The organism is Streptomyces chengmaiensis, assembly GCF_029846775.1.
GTDB classification, from domain to species: Bacteria; Actinomycetota; Actinomycetes; order Streptomycetales; family Streptomycetaceae; genus Streptomyces; species Streptomyces chengmaiensis.
The window spans coordinates 1-15,988 of sequence record NZ_JARWBG010000004.1; the positions used below are offsets into that span (position 1 = coordinate 1).

The following is a 15,988-nucleotide window of genomic DNA, read 5'->3' on the forward strand; positions in this document are numbered from 1 at the left end:
CCGCGGCGGCTACGGCTACCCGGCCGCGAGCCCCGCCCCGCCCATGCCCGCGGCCCCGCCGCCCGGCGGACATGCCGCCGGCCGCGGCCCCGGCCCGCTGCCGGGCGCACACGCGGGTGCACCTGTACGACGCTGGATCGAGATCAACGGCACCCGCCATCAGATCTCCCGCCCGACGCTGGTGCTGGGCCGCAGCACCGACGCCGATGTGCGGATCGACGACCCCGGCGTATCGCGCCGGCACTGCGAGATCCGGACCGGAACGCCCTCGACGATCCAGGATCTCGGGTCTACCAACGGCATCGTGGTAGACGGGCAGCACACCACCCGCGCTACGCTCCGCGACGGCTCGCGGATCGTCGTGGGCAGCACCACCATCGTTTACCGGCAAGCCGAAGGGTGAAGCGGGGGCAATGTCAGAGCTGACCCTGACGGTCATGCGGCTGGGTTTCCTGGCCGTTCTGTGGCTGTTCGTCATCGTGGCCGTCCAGGTCATCCGCAGTGATCTGTTCGGCACACGCGTCACACAGCGCGGCTCGCGCCGGGGCGCGGAGAACCGCCCGCAGCAGCGCCAGTCCGCCACCCCGCCGCCGCAGCGACAGCAGTCGGGCGGCGGCCGGCAGCGCCGTGGCGCCCCGACCAAGCTGGTCGTCTCCGAGGGCACCCTCACCGGCACCACGGTGGCGCTGCAGGGCCAGACCATCACGCTTGGCCGGGCGCACGACTCGACGATCGTGCTGGACGACGACTACGCCTCCAGCAGGCATGCCAGGATCTACCCGGACCGTGACGGCCAGTGGATCGTCGAGGACCTCGGGTCCACCAACGGCACCTATCTCGACCGGGCCCGGCTTACCACCCCGACCCCGATTCCGCTGGGCGCGCCGATCCGCATCGGCAAGACCGTCATCGAGCTGCGGAAGTAGTGCTGCATCATGAATGAGCGCGAGCGGAGCGAGCGAGCCGCGGCGGCCCGTACGGCGAGCTGCGCGACGGCCCCGGCGGACGGCCGGGGCCGGCTCCCGACCGGAGGGTGGGCAGTGTGGCTCGAGACCGGCTGTACCCCGAGGCGGCGTCGACAGGGCAGGTGCGCATGAGTCTGTCCCTGCGCTTCGCCGCCGGATCGCACAAGGGCATGATCCGGGAGGGCAACGAGGACTCCGGCTATGCCGGCCCCCGCCTGCTGGCCATCGCCGACGGCATGGGCGGCCAGGCCGCCGGCGAGGTCGCCTCCTCCGAGGTGATCTCCACCCTGGTCCAGCTCGACGACGACGTCCCCGGCTCCGACCTCCTCACCTCCCTCGGCACGGCCGTGCAGCGGGCCAACGATCAGCTCCGCGAGATGGTCGAGGAGGATCCGCAGCTCGAAGGCATGGGCACCACGCTGACCGCGCTGCTGTGGACCGGCCAGCGGCTCGGCCTGGTCCACGTCGGCGACTCCCGCGCCTATCTGCTGCGCGACGGCCTGCTCACCCAGATCACCCAGGACCACACCTGGGTGCAGCGGCTCGTCGACGAGGGACGGATCACCGAGGAAGAGGCCACCACCCATCCGCAGCGCTCCCTGCTGATGCGCGCGCTGGGCAGCGGCGACCATGTCGAACCCGATCTCTCGATCCGCGAGGTCCGCGCCGGCGACCGCTATCTGATCTGCTCGGACGGGCTGTCCGGAGTTGTCTCCCACGGGACGATGGAGGAGGCCCTGGCCAGCTACCAGGGCCCGCAGGAGACCGTGCAGGCCCTGATCCAGCTCGCGCTGCGCGGCGGCGGCCCGGACAACATCACCGTGATCGTCGCCGATGTCCTCGACGTCGACGGCGGCGACACCCTGGCCGGGCAGCTGAGCGACGCCCCCGTCGTGGTCGGCGCGGTGGCGGAGAACCCTCCGCCGCTCGGCGACGGCGCGGCGATGCAGACGCCCGCGGGACGCGCCGCGGGCCTGGGCCGCCCCATGCCCCAGCAGTCCTCCGGCGGCTTCGGACCGCCCGGCAGCGGCGAGGGGTATGCGGGCATGCCGCCCGAGGACGGCGCCTTCCCCTCGTACACGGACGACGGCCCGGGCAAGCCCCGCCGCCGCCGCGGCGGCGGCAGGTGGCTCAGGAGATCCTTCTACCTTGTGCTCGCCCTGGCGGTGCTCGGCGGCGGACTGTACGGCGGCTACCGCTGGACCCAGACCCAGTACTACGTCGGCGCCAAGGACGAACACATCGCGCTGTACCGGGGCATCAGCCAGGATCTCGCCTGGATCTCGCTGTCGAAGGTCCACAAGGACCATCCCGACATCGAACTCAAGTACCTCCCGCCCTACCAGCGCAAGCAGGTCCAGGCGACGATCGCCGAGGACAGCCTCGGCAAGGCGCAGGCCAAGGTCCAGGAGCTGCAGGAGCAGGCGGCCGTCTGCAAGCAGGTCGAGGAGCGGCGCGAGGCCACGGAGAACGCGAGCACCCCGCCGCCCGGCGCCTCCCCGTCCCCGACCGGCTCGCCGACCCAGGGCGCGGATGAAACCGGCGGAGCGGCCGGCGCGTCCAATGCCTCGAACGCCCAGAACGCCACATCCAAGCCGACCGCCACCGCAGCCTCTCCCTCTCCCGGCCCCGGCCTGACGGAGAAGGAACGGGACCTGGCCTCGAACTGCGGTAAGCAGTAACCAGCCGTAGGGGGCCCTTCTCCACCATGAGCGTTGTCACCAACACGACCACCATCGGCGCGATCGACGCGCCGAGCCGTCGCAACACCGAACTGGCGCTGCTGGTCTTCGCCGTCGTCATCCCGGTGTTCGCCTACGCCAACGTCGGACTCGCCCTCGACGGCGAACTGCCCCCGGGCATGCTGGGCTACGGCCTCGGGCTCGGGCTGCTCGCCGGCGTGGCCCATCTGGCGGTGCGCAGGTTCGCCAGGTACGCCGATCCGCTGCTGCTGCCGCTGGCGGCGCTGCTCAACGGCCTCGGACTGGTGGTCATCTGGCGGCTCGACCAGTCGCCCAGGCTCATCCGGCGCTCGGAGATCCTCTTCGACAGCTTCAGCCCAGACGCCCCCAAGCAGCTGATGTACTCCGCGATCGGCATCGCGCTGTTCGTCGCGGTGCTGATGCTGCTCAAGGACCACCGGATCCTGCAGCGCTACACGTATATCTCGATGGCCGCGGCGCTGGTGCTGCTGATCCTGCCGATGTTCTTCCCCGCCGTGAACGGCGCGAAGATCTGGATCAGCCTCGGCCCGTTCTCCATCCAGCCCGGCGAGTTCGCCAAGATCATCATCGCGGTCTTCTTCTCCGGCTACCTGATGGTGAAACGGGATGCGCTGGCCCTGGCCAGCCGCCGTTTCATGGGTCTCTATCTGCCGCGCGGACGCGATCTCGGGCCGATCCTCGCGGTGTGGGCGATGTCCATCCTGGTCCTGGTCTTCGAGACCGACCTCGGCACCTCGCTGCTGTTCTTCGGCCTCTTCGTGATCATGCTGTACGTCGCCACCGAGCGGACCAGCTGGATCGTTTTCGGTCTGCTGATGTCCGCTGCCGGCGCGGTCGGCGTCGCCAGCTTTGAGCCGCACGTCCAGCAGCGTGTGGAGTTCTGGCTGAACCCCTTCGCGGACGAGACCTGGCGGCAGAGCGAGCAGATCGGACAGGCCCTGATGTCCTTCGGCTCCGGCGGCACCCTGGGCACCGGCCTCGGCCAGGGAAACTCGGACCTGATCGGCTTCGCGGCCAACTCCGACTTCATCCTCTCCACCTTCGGCGAAGAGCTGGGCCTCGCCGGAATGATGGCGGTCCTGTTGATCTACGGACTGATCGTCGAGCGGGGTGTGCGCACCGCCCTGGCCGCCCGTGACCCGTTCGGCAAGCTGCTGGCCGTCGGCCTCTCCGGCGCCTTCGCGATCCAGGTGTTCGTGGTGGCCGGCGGTGTGATGGGCCTCATCCCGCTGACGGGCATGACGATGCCGTTCGTCGCCTACGGTGGCTCCTCGGTGCTCGCGAACTGGGCGCTGATCGCGATTCTGATCCGCATCAGCGACACCGCCCGCCGCCCCGCACCCGCACCCGCCTCCCCCGACGTCGAGATGACCCAGGTGGTCCGACCGTGAACAAGCCCCTGCGCCGGATCGCGATCTTCTGCGGACTCCTGGTCCTCGCCCTGCTCGTGCGCACCAACTGGCTGCAGTACGTGGAGGCGGACTCCCTCAACACCCACGACCGAAACCGTCGCGTCCAGATCGAGCGGTACGCGCACGAGCGCGGCAACATCATCGTCGACGGCAAGCCCATCACCGGGTCCGTCGAGACCGACGACACGGACTTCACATACAAGCGCACCTATGTCAACGGCCCCATGTGGGCGCCGGTGACCGGGTACGCCTCGCAGGCCTTCGACGCCAACCAGATCGAGAAGCTCGAGGACGGCATCCTCAGCGGCAACTCGGACCAGCTGTTCTTCGACCGCACGATGGCGATGTTCACCGGCGACGAGAAGCGCGGCGGCAATGTCGTCACCACCCTCAGCGGGGCCGCGCAGAAGGCCGCGTACGAGGGGCTGGGCGACAAGAAGGGCGCGGTCGCCGCGATCGACCCGCAGACGGGGAAGATCCTGGCGCTGGCGTCCACGCCGTCGTACGACCCGTCGTCCTTCGCCGGGTACGGCAACGAGGACGCCAAGGCCTGGCAGGCGCTGGAGGAGGACCCGGACAAGCCGAAGCTGAACCGCGCGCTGCGTGAGATCTACCCGCCCGGCTCCACCTTCAAGGTGGTCACCGCGGCCGCGGCGATCGAGGAAGGCCTCGTCGACGACATCAACGCGCCGACGGACACCCCCGACCCGTACATCCTGCCCAACACCCGCACCGAGATGGTCAACCATGCGCGGGGCTGTGAGAACGCCACCCTGAACCGCGCCATGGAGGTCTCCTGCAACTCGGTCTTCGCCAAGCTGGGCGACGAGGTGACGCGGGACAAGATGGTGCAGTACGCGGAGAAGTTCGGCTTCAACAACCCCAAGGTCGACACCCCGGTGCGCGCCGCCGCCTCCGTCTACGACAAGAAGATGGACCGGCCGGGCAACGCGCAGTCGGCGATCGGCCAGTTCAACACCGCCACCACGCCCTTGCAGATGGCCATGGTCACCGCGGCGATCGCCAACGACGGCAAGCTGATGCAGCCGTACATGATCGACAAGCTGGAGGCGCCCAACCTGGACGTCATCAAGAAGAACGAGCCGCAGGAGATGAGCCGGCCCATCTCCGCGAAGACGGCTCAGCTCGTCCAGGAGATGATGGAGAACGTCGTCACCAAGGGCACCGGCGGCAACGCGGCGATCGACGGCGTCACCGTCGGCGGAAAGACCGGCACCGCGCAGCACGGCGTGGGCAACAAGAAGCGCCCGTACGCCTGGTTCATCTCGTACGCCAAGACCGACAGCGGTTCGCCGGTCGCGGTCGCGGTGGTCGTGGAGGACTCGCAGGGGACCGCACGCGACGACATCAGCGGCGGCGGTCTCGCCGCGCCGATCGCCAAGGCCGTGATGCAGGCGGTCCTCGACGGCAAGAAGTGACACGGACGCAACGCCATGGCATGGCAGAGTGATGCAGATCACGCGCGGCGGCTATACCTGCGCTTTGCGATACCGGTCGGGTATCAGCTGACGGCCGACGGCCGATCAGAAGCGACACGCCCGGTACCGTATGCGCGAACAGCACACCGCCGGACCACACGCGGGTGCGGTCGGGACTGACGGAGAGGGCTGGAACAGTATGGAAGAGCCGCGTCGCCTCGGCGGCCGGTATGAACTGGGCTCGGTGCTCGGCCGTGGTGGCATGGCGGAGGTCTATCTCGCCCACGACACCCGGCTCGGCCGCACCGTCGCCGTGAAGACGCTGCGGGCCGACCTGGCCCGGGACCCGTCCTTCCAGGCCCGGTTCCGCCGTGAGGCCCAGTCCGCCGCCTCGCTCAACCATCCGGCGATCGTCGCTGTCTACGACACCGGCGAGGACATGGTGTACGACAGCTCCTCCGGCGGGGGCTCCGGGGTCTCGATCCCGTACATCGTCATGGAGTACGTGGACGGCTCCACCTTGCGTGAGCTGCTGCACTCCGGGCGCAAGCTGCTGCCGGAGCGCACCCTGGAGATGACCACCGGCATCCTCCAGGCACTGGAGTACTCGCACCGCAACGGCATCGTGCACCGCGACATCAAGCCGGCCAACGTGATGCTGACCCGCACCGGGCAGGTCAAGGTCATGGACTTTGGCATCGCCCGCGCCATGGGCGACTCCGGCATGACCATGACGCAGACCGCGGCCGTGATCGGCACCGCCCAGTACCTCTCCCCGGAGCAGGCCAAGGGTGAGACGGTCGACGCCCGCTCGGATCTGTACTCCACCGGCTGCCTGCTGTACGAGCTGCTCACCGTGCGTCCGCCCTTCGTCGGGGACTCCCCGGTCGCGGTGGCCTACCAGCACGTCCGGGAGGAGCCGCAGCCGCCCAGCGCCTTCGACCCCGAGATCACGCCCGCCATGGACGCGATCGTGCTGAAAGCCCTGGTCAAGGACCCGGACTACCGCTATCAGTCCGCCGACGAGATGCGCGCGGACATCGAGGCGTGTCTGGACGGCCAGCCGGTCGCGGCGACGGCCGCTCTGGGTTCGGTCGGCTACGGCGGCGGGTACGCCCCCGAGGACCAGCCGACCGCGGCGCTGCGCCAGGCCGACCCGGCGGCCGGCCAGACCTCCATGCTTCCGCCGATGAACCCGGACGACGGCGGCTTCGGCGGGTACGACGACCGTCAGGACCGCCGCGGCGCGGGCGGCGGGCGGCGCAAGTCCCACACCTCCACGGTGCTGCTGGTCCTCGCGGGCATTCTGGTGCTCGTCGGCGCGATACTGATCGGCCGGGAGGTCTTCGGCCAGGAGAAGGGCGGCGGCGAGGTCAATGTGCCGTCGCTGGTCGGCCTCACCCTCCAGGAGGCCCAGGACCGTGCGGAGAACGCCCGCGTCAACGTGGCCCAGTCCGGCACGGACCGCTGCGATCAGCCCAAGGAGACCATCTGCAGCCAGGACCCGGAGAGCGGGTCCATGCAGGAGGGCGAGACCGTCCAGGTCGTCGTCTCCGAGGGCGCGCCGCTGGTCGAGGTCCCGGACGTCGTCGACAAGGACGTGGAACGCGCGAAGGAGCTCCTGGAGGGCAAGAACTTCAAGGTCGACGTCGTCCAGGTGGAGAACGGCGAAGAGGACCCGGGCACGGTCCTCAAGCAGGACCCGAAGGGCACGACGAAGGCCGAGAAGGGCACCAAGATCACACTGACGGTGGCCAAGCAGGCCAACCGCAATGTGCCCGACGTCGTGGGCAGGCAGTTCGCGGCCGCCAACGACCAGCTCACCAAGCTGCAGTTCGAGGTGGAGCGGGTCGACGTCGACTCGGACGAGCCGGCCGGCCAGGTCATCTCGCAGAACCCGACCGGCAACTCCAGCGCTCCCAAGGGCAGCAAGGTGACCCTCCAGGTCTCCAAGGGCCCGCAGACCCAGCAGGTCCCGGTCCCGCAGATCGTGGGCAAGACCGTCGACCAGGCCAAGCAGATGCTGGGCCAGGCCGGCTTCACGACCATCCAGTTCGAGCAGGGCAGCTCGCAGGACGGCAACGCCCTGGTGGTCCGCTCGGACCCGCAGCCCGGCACTCCGGTGGACCCGGCCACCACCACGGTGAAGGTCCGGACGATCGGCGGCGCCGACGGCGGCAACGGCGGCAACGGAAACGGCGGAGGCGACGGCGGAGGCTTCATCGGAGGCTTCCGCGGCGACGACGGCTGACGAGAGTCCCGGGCGGGCCGTTCCCGGCCCGCCCGAGGCGCCTCCGCAGGGGACACCCCCGAGGCGCCTCCGGGGGCTGCGGACGGAGTCCGGTCAGGCGGCGGGGGAGTCCAGGACGGGGGTCCGGGGGCCTTCGGCCCCCGGACAATCAGCGCAGCTCCGCCGGCGGGGTGCGCTTCGCGTCGACCTTCTCCGTGCGGTCCAGCTCGCCCCACACGATGTAGCGGTAGTCCGAGGTGTACATCGGAGTGCAGGTCGTCAGCGTGATGTAGCGGCCCGGCCCGGTCTTGCCCGACTCCTTGGGGACCGGCTGGAGCACGTCCACATTGAACTTGGAGGTCTCCGGGAGAGTCTCGTAGACCTTGTAGACGTACCAGGTGTCCTTGGTCTCGAAGACGATCGGGTCGCCGTCCTTCAGCTTGTGGATGTTGTGGAACTTCGCCCCGTGGCCGTCACGGTGTGCGGCGAGGGTGAAGTTGCCCTGCTTGTCCCAGGGGAGGGCGGACTCGACCGGGTCCGTGTAGTAGCCCGCGATGCCGTTGTTGAGCTCCTCGGGCTCCGTGCCCTCCTTCACCAGCACCTCGCCTTTGCCCATCGCCGGGACATGGAGGAAGCCGATGCCGCCCTTGGTGTCCAGCCCGATGGGCTCGCCCGGCTGACTGCTCGCCCAGTCCTCGCGTACCTGGTCGCCCTGTTTGGCCGCCTCCCGGTCGGCGAGCACGTTCGTCCACCACAGCGAGTAGACGACGAAGAGCCCCAGCACCGCGCCGGCCGTGATCAGCAACTCTCCGAAGACGCTGATGACGCCGGCGATCCGGCTTCGTGCACGTGCCACTGCACCCGTTTCCCGTCTCCGTGTTGACGTTCGTTTGACGCTTGAGCTTGACGCTTGCGAGATCTCAGCCGACGAGCGCGTCCGGTTTGCCCTTGCTGCGCGGCCGTTCCTCGACCATCTTGCCCCACACGATCATTCGATAGGTACTCGTGAACTCGGGCGTGCAGGTGGTCAGCGTGATGTAGCGGCCCGGCCCGGTGAAGCCCGAGCCCGGCGGCACCGGGCTGATCACGGCCACGTTCGCCGGGGAGGTCTGCGGAAGGATGCTGGCCATCTCATAGGTGTAGTACGCGTCCCGCGTCTCGACGACGATCGGATCTCCCGGCTTGAGACGGTTGACATAGCGGAACGGCTCCCCATGGGTGTTGCGGTGGCCCGCGACCGCGAAGTTGCCCGTCTTGTCCGCGGGCATGGCCGTCTTCAGGGCGCCCTCGGCATAGTGGCCGACCAGCCCGCGGTCGAGCACCTTGTGCTTGTCGATTCCTTCGGCGATCGGGACGACCACGTCCAGCTTCGGGATGTACATGATCGCGAAGCCCTGGCCCGGCTCGAACTGCCCCGGGTCGCGTCCGTCGGCCCAGCTCTCCTGGATCTTGCTGGCCTCCTTGTCGGCCTGCTGGTTGGCGAGCACGTTCGTCCACCAGAGCTGATAGGTGACGAACAGCAGCATCAGCACGCCGCAGGTGATGAACAGCTCCCCGAGGGCACGGCTCGCGATGACGGCCGGGCTGTCCTTCTGCGCCCGCACCAGCCGCCGGGCCTCCACACGGGACAGCGGCCGCCCGCCCGGGCCCGTCCCGGACACCGGGGGCGGCGCTCCCGCCGCCGGGCCGGCCCGCCGACGGCCCCTGCCCTTGGCCGCCCTGCGCCGCTCGGCCCTCCCCGGGCCGGAGGGCCCCGGATACGCCTCCCCGGCGGCAGGGTGCGCCTCGGCGGTGCGCAGCGCCATCGTCTCGTCGTCGGACCCGCCCGCTCCACCGGGCACGGCGGCGTCCGGTACGGCGTCGAGCACGGCCGTGTCGTCGGGCGCGGAGCCGGCGGCGCGCGGGCCGGGCACGCCCCGGTGCCGGCCCGGGGGCGTGGGCCGTTCCGTGTACGGCGGCGTGCTTCCGGCCGCGGGTTCAGCCGCCGCACCGGCGGTGACGCCGAAGGCCGCGTGCGTCCCGGCCCCCCGGGAGCCGTCGTATCCGCCCTGCCCCTGGTCGCCGGACGCAGGTCCCTGAGGCGCCTGCCGCGGCTGCCCGTACCAGTCGCGCTGGAAGCCCTCGGGGTCGTACCACTCCTGCGGGGGCGGCTCCTGCTGTGCCGGGATGCTCGCCGCACGGAACCACGGCGAGCCCTGGGCGCCCTCGGCGGCGCCGTGGCCGCCCCGTCCGCTGCCCGCCGCCTCCGTCGCCGAGGGTCCCGGCACGGGGTCCGCCGGCGGGCCCGGCAGAGGGTCCGTCAACGGGTCCGCCAACGGGTCGAATTCACGCTCGCGCCCATGCTCCTGTCCGTGCCCGGGGCGCATCGCGTTCACGCCACAGCCTTGCCCACCACCGGTGCCAGACCCGCCGAACGGCCGACCGCCCCGGTGTCGCCGCACTGCTCGAGCCAGTTGGCGAGCATCAGATGGCCGTGCTCGGTCAGCACCGACTCGGGGTGGAACTGCACACCCTCCACGGCCTTTTCACGGTGGCGCAGGCCCATGATTATGCCGTCCGCGGTCCAGGCCGTGACCTCCAGCTCGGCCGGCAGGTCGCCCGGCTCCGCGGCCAGCGAGTGGTAGCGGGTCGCGGTGAAGGGCGAGGGCAGCCCGGCGAACACGCCCTTGCCCTCGTGGGTGACGGACGACGTCTTGCCGTGCAGCAGTTCGGGGGCGCGGTCCACCACCCCTCCGTACGCCACGGCCATCGACTGCATTCCCAGGCAGACCCCGAAGACGGGGACACCCGTCCCGGCGCAGTGCCGCACCATGTCGATGCAGACGCCCGCCTGCTCGGGCGCGCCCGGGCCGGGGGAGAGCAGCACACCGTCGAAGCCGTCCTGCGCATGGGCGAGGGCCACCTCGTCGTTGCGCACGACCTCGCACTCGGCGCCCAGCTGGTACAGATACTGGACGAGGTTGAAGACGAAGCTGTCGTAGTTGTCCACGACGAGAATGCGCGCGCTCACTTGTCCGCTCCTGCCGTTCCCGCTCCGGCGCCGTCGCCGTCCACCGTCACATCGCCGAACGGCAGCAGCGGCTCCGCCCACGGGAAGACGTACTGGAACAGCACGTAGACGACCGCGAGGAGCAGCACGAGTGAGATGAAGGCCCTCACCCATGCGTTGCCCGGCAGATGCCGCCAGATCCAGCCGTACATGCCGTCCCTTTCCGTTCGGTACGGGCACCAGACTAAAGGGCCGCACGGGCCCGTGGGTCAGCTGTGGACGGCTCGCGTCCCGCCGTCCGTCACAGAGGCCTTCGCTTCCAGCCGGGCCCAGGCGACCAGCCGGTGGCTGCTGCCCCACTCCGGGTCGCAGGTGGTGAGCGTGAGATAGCGACCGGGGCCGTCGAAGGGGGCCGCGCCGGCCCGCAGCGGGCGCGGCACCGGTTCCACGACGCCGACGTCGGACGGGACGGTCTGGTAGGGCCGGGCGACGATGCGGTAGGTGTACCGGGTGGCCCCGTCGTTCAGCAGCACGGCGTCCCCGGCCCTCAGCTCTGGGAAGTCCCTGAACGGGTCCCCATAGGTGCGGCGGTGTCCGGCGACGGCGACATTGCCTTCCTCGCCGAGGCGGGCGGTCGAGGGGTAGTGCCCGAGGCCCCTCTTGAGCACGGCCGCCCCGACGCCCTGGAGGACCGGCCACTCCCAGCCGTCCCCGAAGCGGGGGACGCGCATCACCGCGAAGGGCTTGCCGTCCTCGTACGCGTCCGCGGTCGGGGTCCGGGCAGGGGCGGGGGCGGGCGGCGTCGCCGAGGCCTCGGGCCGGGCGGGCGGCGGCGTCGACTGCGACCAGCGCTTCTCCAGCCGGTCGAGCTCGCCTTCGACGGCGCTGTCGGCCTTGACGCCCGTCCACATCAGGACGTAAGCGACGAACAGCAGCAGCGCCGCGCCGACCGTGATGCAGATCTCACTGACGATCCTGACGAGCAGCCGGGTGAAGCGCATTCCAAGCGGCACCCCTGCTCCCCTGCTCCCCTGCCCGGGGCTACTCCGCGGGCTCCACGGGCTTCGCGTGGTGGAGGTCCACTGTGCCCGAGTAGCCGGGAAGAGTCACCGCCTTGTGCTCGTCGACTTTCCACCCGAGGCCGTACGCCTTCACATACAGCTGGTAGTTCTGCACCGCGGGCGACTCGGCGAGCGCCTGCTCCAGCTTCCCTCGGTCGCCGACCGCTGTGATCCTGTACGGCGGCGAGTAGACCCGGCCCTGCAGGATGAGCGTGTTGCCCACGCAGCGCACGGCGCTGGTGGAGATCAGCCGCTGGTCCATGACGCGGATGCCCTCGGCGCCGCCCTGCCACAGGGCATTGACCACGGCCTGCAGATCCTGCTGGTGGATGACCAGGTCGTTGGGCTGGGGCTCGGGGTAGCCGGGGGCGGCCTGAGCGTTCGGCGGAGCGTCCTTCAGGGTGACGGTGAGGCCCTCGCCCCTCACCTCCTGCGTGCCGGCCGCCCGCTCCAGGGCGACGAGCCTTTCGTCCTCCGCCTTCGTGGAGCCGTCGTCACGCTCGGCGAGCGTCTCCACGTCCCGGCGCACGGCCGATGTGGACTCCTCGAGCTCGCCGTTGCGGTCGCTGCGCTGCTGGATCAGGTCGGAGAGCTTCAGCAGCGAGTCGTCGGTGCGGATGTCGGTACCCTTGGCCGTGTTGAAGCTGGTCACGAAGATCAGCCCGGCCAGGGCGAAGACGCCGACGGTGAGCAGCCGAACGGGACGCCACACCGGGCGTCTGACCGGCCCTTGCGGGGAGTCGGCAGAATTGCTCAACGTACCCTTACTCCTTACGGCGCCATGGAAGCACTACGCTAACGGACGCCCGGGAAGCCGGGGGTCCGCCCCCGTGGCCCGAGGGCGCAGGGGGAAGTCCCCCCTCGTCCCGGTCCCGGCGCCAGCCACAGTCCCCCCGCGCGGTCACGCAGCGCATCGACAGGAGAGTCCCTCGTGCCGAAGTCACGGATCCGCAAGAAGGCCGACTTCACGCCGCCGCCCTCTTCGAAGCAGGCGACCAGCATCAAGCTGACCAGCCGCAGCTGGGTGGCTCCGGTGATGCTCGCGCTGTTCCTGATCGGGCTCGCCTGGATCGTCCTCTTCTACGTGACCGAGGGCAGCCTCCCGATCGAGAGCTTCGGCAACTGGAACATCGTCGTGGGCTTCGGCTTCATCGCCGGCGGCTTCGGAGTGTCCACCCAGTGGAAGTAGCGTCGGGGCAGCAGCCGCGGCGGTAGCGGTTCCGCAGCCCGCCCGTCAAGCCATCCGCAGAGTTATCCACAGGGCTGTCCACAGGGCAGTGGAAAGTTCAGACGATCTGTGGATAACTTCCGGGACGTTGACGCCGGTATGACCGGCTGAAAGCCGCCGCCCGGCGGCCCGGGTCACCCTCGCCACCACCTGACGGGCACCGGCAGAGCGCAGCAAAATGCGACAAACCATGAAAATCAGCGGGAGTACCCCGGGCCAGTGACCCGGGGTACGGGCGTTCTCCACGGCGTGCACCGGATCCGGCACACGCTGTGGACAACTTTGGGGAAAGATCCCGCTCAGCTGAGCGCCATGGTCCGCGCGACCACCATCACGAGGCTCGCAAGCAGCACTGCTCCACAGGTGACCGCCTGCACCAGACTGCGGTGGGCACGCGGGGCGTGGATCATGCCGTAGGCGATGATCACACCTGCGACCAGGCCTCCGACATGGGCTTCCCAGGCGATGATGTCCTGGTAGCGGAAGGTGATGAAGAGATTCAGCGCCAGCAGGACCAGGATCGGCCGCATGTCGTAGCGGAACCGGCGCATCAGCACGACGGTCGCGCCGAGGAGCCCGAAGATCGCCCCTGATGCGCCGAGCGAGGGCTGGTTCGGCGCGTTCAGCAGATAGGTCAGCGCACCGCCGGCCAGGCCGGACAGCAGATAGAGCGCCAGATAGCGCACCCTGCCGAGGGCCGCCTCCAGGGGCCGGCCGAGCCACCACAGCCCCAGCATGTTGAAGCCGATGTGCCAGAACTGCTCGTGCAGGAACATCGAGGTGATCAGCCGGTACCACTCGCCGTCGACGACGCCGACCACCTCGCCGAGGCGGGGGTCGATGGCGAATCCGATCAGCGTCAGCCGGTAGACGAGATCGTCGACGGCGAGGACGGCGATGAAGACGGCGACATTGACCGCCAGCAGGATCTTGGTGATCAGATGCGGATCGGCCGCCACCGCTCCGCCGGCGACCGTCCGCGGCCGGTCGGCGCCCGGCGCGTGGCCCGTGCCGGAACCGGTCCTGACGCACTCGGGGCACTGGAAGCCGACCGAGGCGCTGACCATGCAGTCCGTGCAGATCGGCCGCTCGCAGCGGGTGCAGGTGATGCCGGTCTCCCGGCCCGGATGCCGGTAGCAGCTCGGCAGGCCATGCGTGCCCTGCGGCTCCTGCGGGCTGCCTGGTGCCTGGTCCATGGTCCCCTCGATCTCCGCCGGTCTTATGGGCTCAACACACCGCCCCGTCCATCCTTACGGATGGACGGGGCGTTTTGGTTCCCCTGTGGATAATCGGGACCCGCAGGTCAGCCCACGCCTCTCGGAGCGCAGCGCCCGGCCGTCAGCTCTTGCGGGTCTCCACGACCACGGACTCGATCACGACGTCCTCGACCGGCCGCTTGGTGTGCAGGTCCGTCTCGACCCCCGCGATGGCGTCGACGACCTTCCTGCCCGCGTCGGTGGAGACCTCGCCGAAGATGGTGTGCTTGCGCGTCAGCCAGGCGGTCGGGGCCACCGTGATGAAGAACTGCGAACCGTTGGTGTTCGGGCCGGCGTTGGCCATCGCGAGCAGATACGGACGGTCGAAGGCGAGGTCCGGATGGAACTCGTCCTGGAACTCATAGCCGGGGCCGCCCGTGCCGTTGCCCAGCGGATCCCCGCCCTGGATCATGAAGCCCTTGATCACCCGGTGGAAGACGGTGCTGTCGTAGAGCCGGTCCGAAGACTTCCTGCCGGTCGCCGGGTGCGTCCATTCGCGGCCGCCCTGGGCCAGTTCCACGAAGTTCTTGACCGTCCTGGGCGCGTGGTTCGGCAGGAGCCTCAGCTCGATGTCGCCCCGGCTGGTCCTGATAGTGGCGTAAAGCTGCTCGGCCACGGTCTGCCTTCCCTCGTCCCCTTGACTCCTGCGACGATCCTCGCACGGAAGGGCCCGAGAAGGGGGCATGCGCCGGCCCGCCGCGGGGACCCGGGGGTTGCGAACGTCCCGGAGCGCGCCCCGCGTGCACAGGCCCCGCCGGCGCGGGTGCGTGACCCGGATGCCCGTACCGCATGCCGAGGGCGGGGGCAGCGGGCATGATTCTCAACGGACGGACAGCCGTATTTCCATGGAAATCGGGACGAACACCAGGCCCAGCACGCCACCGAGGAGGAGGATCCCTGTGACCCGCAAGGACAGCGTGCGCACCGCGACGACTGCGGCGAAGGACAGTGTCCGGCACGCCGCGGAAGCGGTGGCCCCCTACGCCGGCACGGCGAAGGACCAGGCGGCACACTATGCGCAGCTCTATGCGCACGAGGCTCGCGCCAGGTACGGGCCCAAGCTCGCCCTGGCAGCGCACGAGGCCGCCTGCCAGGCCCGTATCCAGTACGGCACGCGCGTCGCCCCCCATGTCCCGCCCCGGATGGACGAGGCGGCGCACCGGGCCGCCGCGCAGGCCAGGAAGGCGGCACGGCAGGCGGCGGACTACACCGTGCCGCGCATCGAGCACGCCAGGGCCGTGGCCCAGCCGGTGCGCCACGAGGCGGCCGCCCGCTCGGCCGCCGCACTGGCGGCGCTGCGCAGCCCGGTGACCGCGCAGGAGATCCACAAGCTGGCGAGGAAGCACGAGCGCCGGTCCCGGGCCGGGCGTCTCGCCAAGGGGTTCGCGGTCTTCGGCGTGCTGTTCGGCGGGGCGGTGGCCGTCTGGAAGTGGTGGGACAAGCAGGCCAACCCCGACTGGCTGGTGGAGCCGCCCGCGGCCACGGAGGTCGACGAGCGGGGCCGGGTGACCTCGGTCGACGGCAGCGAACGGGGTGCGGACGCCGAGCCGGAGTCACCCGACGAGGAGCGCGGCTGAGCTTGTTCCGGGGGCGCCGCCCCCGGACACCCGCGTCCGGGCCGCGATCTCCCCCGGCTGCCGGCTGCGCCGAATTCAGCCCGTCCGGCGATCGAGGACACGGCCGA

At 70.2% G+C, this 15,988-nt stretch carries 16 protein-coding genes; 8 read left to right on the forward strand and 8 right to left on the reverse strand.

All coding sequences use genetic code 11. The features are described from left to right. From QCN29_RS04840 to pknB, 6 genes are all read left to right on the forward strand, one after another. The coding region (locus QCN29_RS04840; RefSeq protein WP_279926432.1) for an FHA domain-containing protein at positions 1–403 on the forward strand (403 nt) is incomplete at its 5' end. Positions 404–413: 10 nt separating this feature from the next. After that, a complete protein-coding gene (locus QCN29_RS04845; protein WP_240139689.1) occupies positions 414–926 on the forward strand; it encodes an FHA domain-containing protein FhaB/FipA in 513 nt (170 codons plus the stop codon). 167 nt (positions 927–1,093) lie between these two features. Continuing rightward, complete coding sequence (locus QCN29_RS04850; protein WP_279926433.1) at positions 1,094–2,647, forward strand: Stp1/IreP family PP2C-type Ser/Thr phosphatase; 1,554 nt, start codon at positions 1,094–1,096, stop codon at positions 2,645–2,647. 26 nt (positions 2,648–2,673) lie between these two features. Continuing rightward, positions 2,674–4,080, forward strand: a complete 1,407-nt coding sequence (locus tag QCN29_RS04855; protein WP_279926434.1) for an FtsW/RodA/SpoVE family cell cycle protein — start codon at positions 2,674–2,676, stop codon at positions 4,078–4,080. Next, positions 4,077–5,540, forward strand: a complete 1,464-nt coding sequence (locus tag QCN29_RS04860) for a peptidoglycan D,D-transpeptidase FtsI family protein (RefSeq protein ID WP_279926435.1) — start codon at positions 4,077–4,079, stop codon at positions 5,538–5,540. The genes QCN29_RS04855 and QCN29_RS04860 overlap by 4 nt, the downstream gene beginning before the upstream one ends. Positions 5,541–5,739: 199 nt before the next feature. Continuing rightward, positions 5,740–7,791 (forward strand): Stk1 family PASTA domain-containing Ser/Thr kinase, encoded by a 2,052-nt coding sequence (gene pknB, locus QCN29_RS04865; RefSeq protein ID WP_279926436.1) that lies wholly within the window; start codon positions 5,740–5,742, stop codon positions 7,789–7,791. Between the two features lie 148 nt (positions 7,792–7,939). On the opposite strand, the gene QCN29_RS04870 is transcribed toward pknB, so the two are convergent. The 6 genes from QCN29_RS04870 to QCN29_RS04895 form a co-directional block, all read right to left on the reverse strand. Next, positions 7,940–8,626, reverse strand: a complete 687-nt coding sequence (locus QCN29_RS04870) for a class E sortase (RefSeq protein WP_279926438.1) — start codon at positions 8,624–8,626, stop codon at positions 7,940–7,942. Positions 8,627–8,690: 64 nt separating this feature from the next. Further along, a complete protein-coding gene (locus QCN29_RS04875) occupies positions 8,691–10,136 on the reverse strand; it encodes a class E sortase (protein WP_398859131.1) in 1,446 nt (481 codons plus the stop codon). Between the two features lie 5 nt (positions 10,137–10,141). Then, positions 10,142–10,780, reverse strand: coding sequence for an aminodeoxychorismate/anthranilate synthase component II (locus tag QCN29_RS04880; protein ID WP_240139696.1), 639 nt, complete (start codon positions 10,778–10,780; stop codon positions 10,142–10,144). Further along, entirely contained in the window at positions 10,777–10,971 is a 195-nt protein-coding gene (locus tag QCN29_RS04885) for a hypothetical protein (protein ID WP_279926442.1), read from the reverse strand. The genes QCN29_RS04880 and QCN29_RS04885 overlap by 4 nt, the downstream gene beginning before the upstream one ends. A 57-nt stretch (positions 10,972–11,028) precedes the next feature. Continuing rightward, positions 11,029–11,760: a class E sortase gene (locus tag QCN29_RS04890; protein ID WP_279926687.1), complete on the reverse strand. Its 732-nt coding sequence runs from the start codon at positions 11,758–11,760 to the stop codon at positions 11,029–11,031. Positions 11,761–11,800: 40 nt separating this feature from the next. Then, positions 11,801–12,577: a DUF881 domain-containing protein gene (locus QCN29_RS04895; RefSeq protein WP_279926443.1), complete on the reverse strand. Its 777-nt coding sequence runs from the start codon at positions 12,575–12,577 to the stop codon at positions 11,801–11,803. A 174-nt stretch (positions 12,578–12,751) separates the two neighbouring features. Here QCN29_RS04895 and crgA point away from each other — a divergent pair, with 174 nt between their 5' ends. Beyond that, positions 12,752–13,009 carry a cell division protein CrgA gene (crgA, locus tag QCN29_RS04900; protein WP_240139699.1) on the forward strand — a complete coding sequence of 86 codons (258 nt, stop codon included), beginning with the start codon at positions 12,752–12,754 and terminating at the stop codon, positions 13,007–13,009. 338 nt (positions 13,010–13,347) lie between these two features. Here the strand turns inward: crgA and QCN29_RS04905 are convergent, their stop codons facing one another. Together QCN29_RS04905 and QCN29_RS04910 are read right to left on the reverse strand one after the other, a co-directional pair. Continuing rightward, a complete protein-coding gene (locus QCN29_RS04905) occupies positions 13,348–14,244 on the reverse strand; it encodes a rhomboid family intramembrane serine protease (protein WP_279926444.1) in 897 nt (298 codons plus the stop codon). Positions 14,245–14,386: 142 nt separating this feature from the next. After that, entirely contained in the window at positions 14,387–14,920 is a 534-nt protein-coding gene (locus QCN29_RS04910) for a peptidylprolyl isomerase (RefSeq protein ID WP_279926446.1), read from the reverse strand. A gap of 283 nt (positions 14,921–15,203) precedes the next feature. Here QCN29_RS04910 and QCN29_RS04915 point away from each other — a divergent pair, with 283 nt between their 5' ends. After that, a complete protein-coding gene (locus tag QCN29_RS04915) occupies positions 15,204–15,881 on the forward strand; it encodes a DUF5324 family protein (RefSeq protein WP_279926448.1) in 678 nt (225 codons plus the stop codon). Positions 15,882–15,988 lie beyond the last annotated feature (107 nt).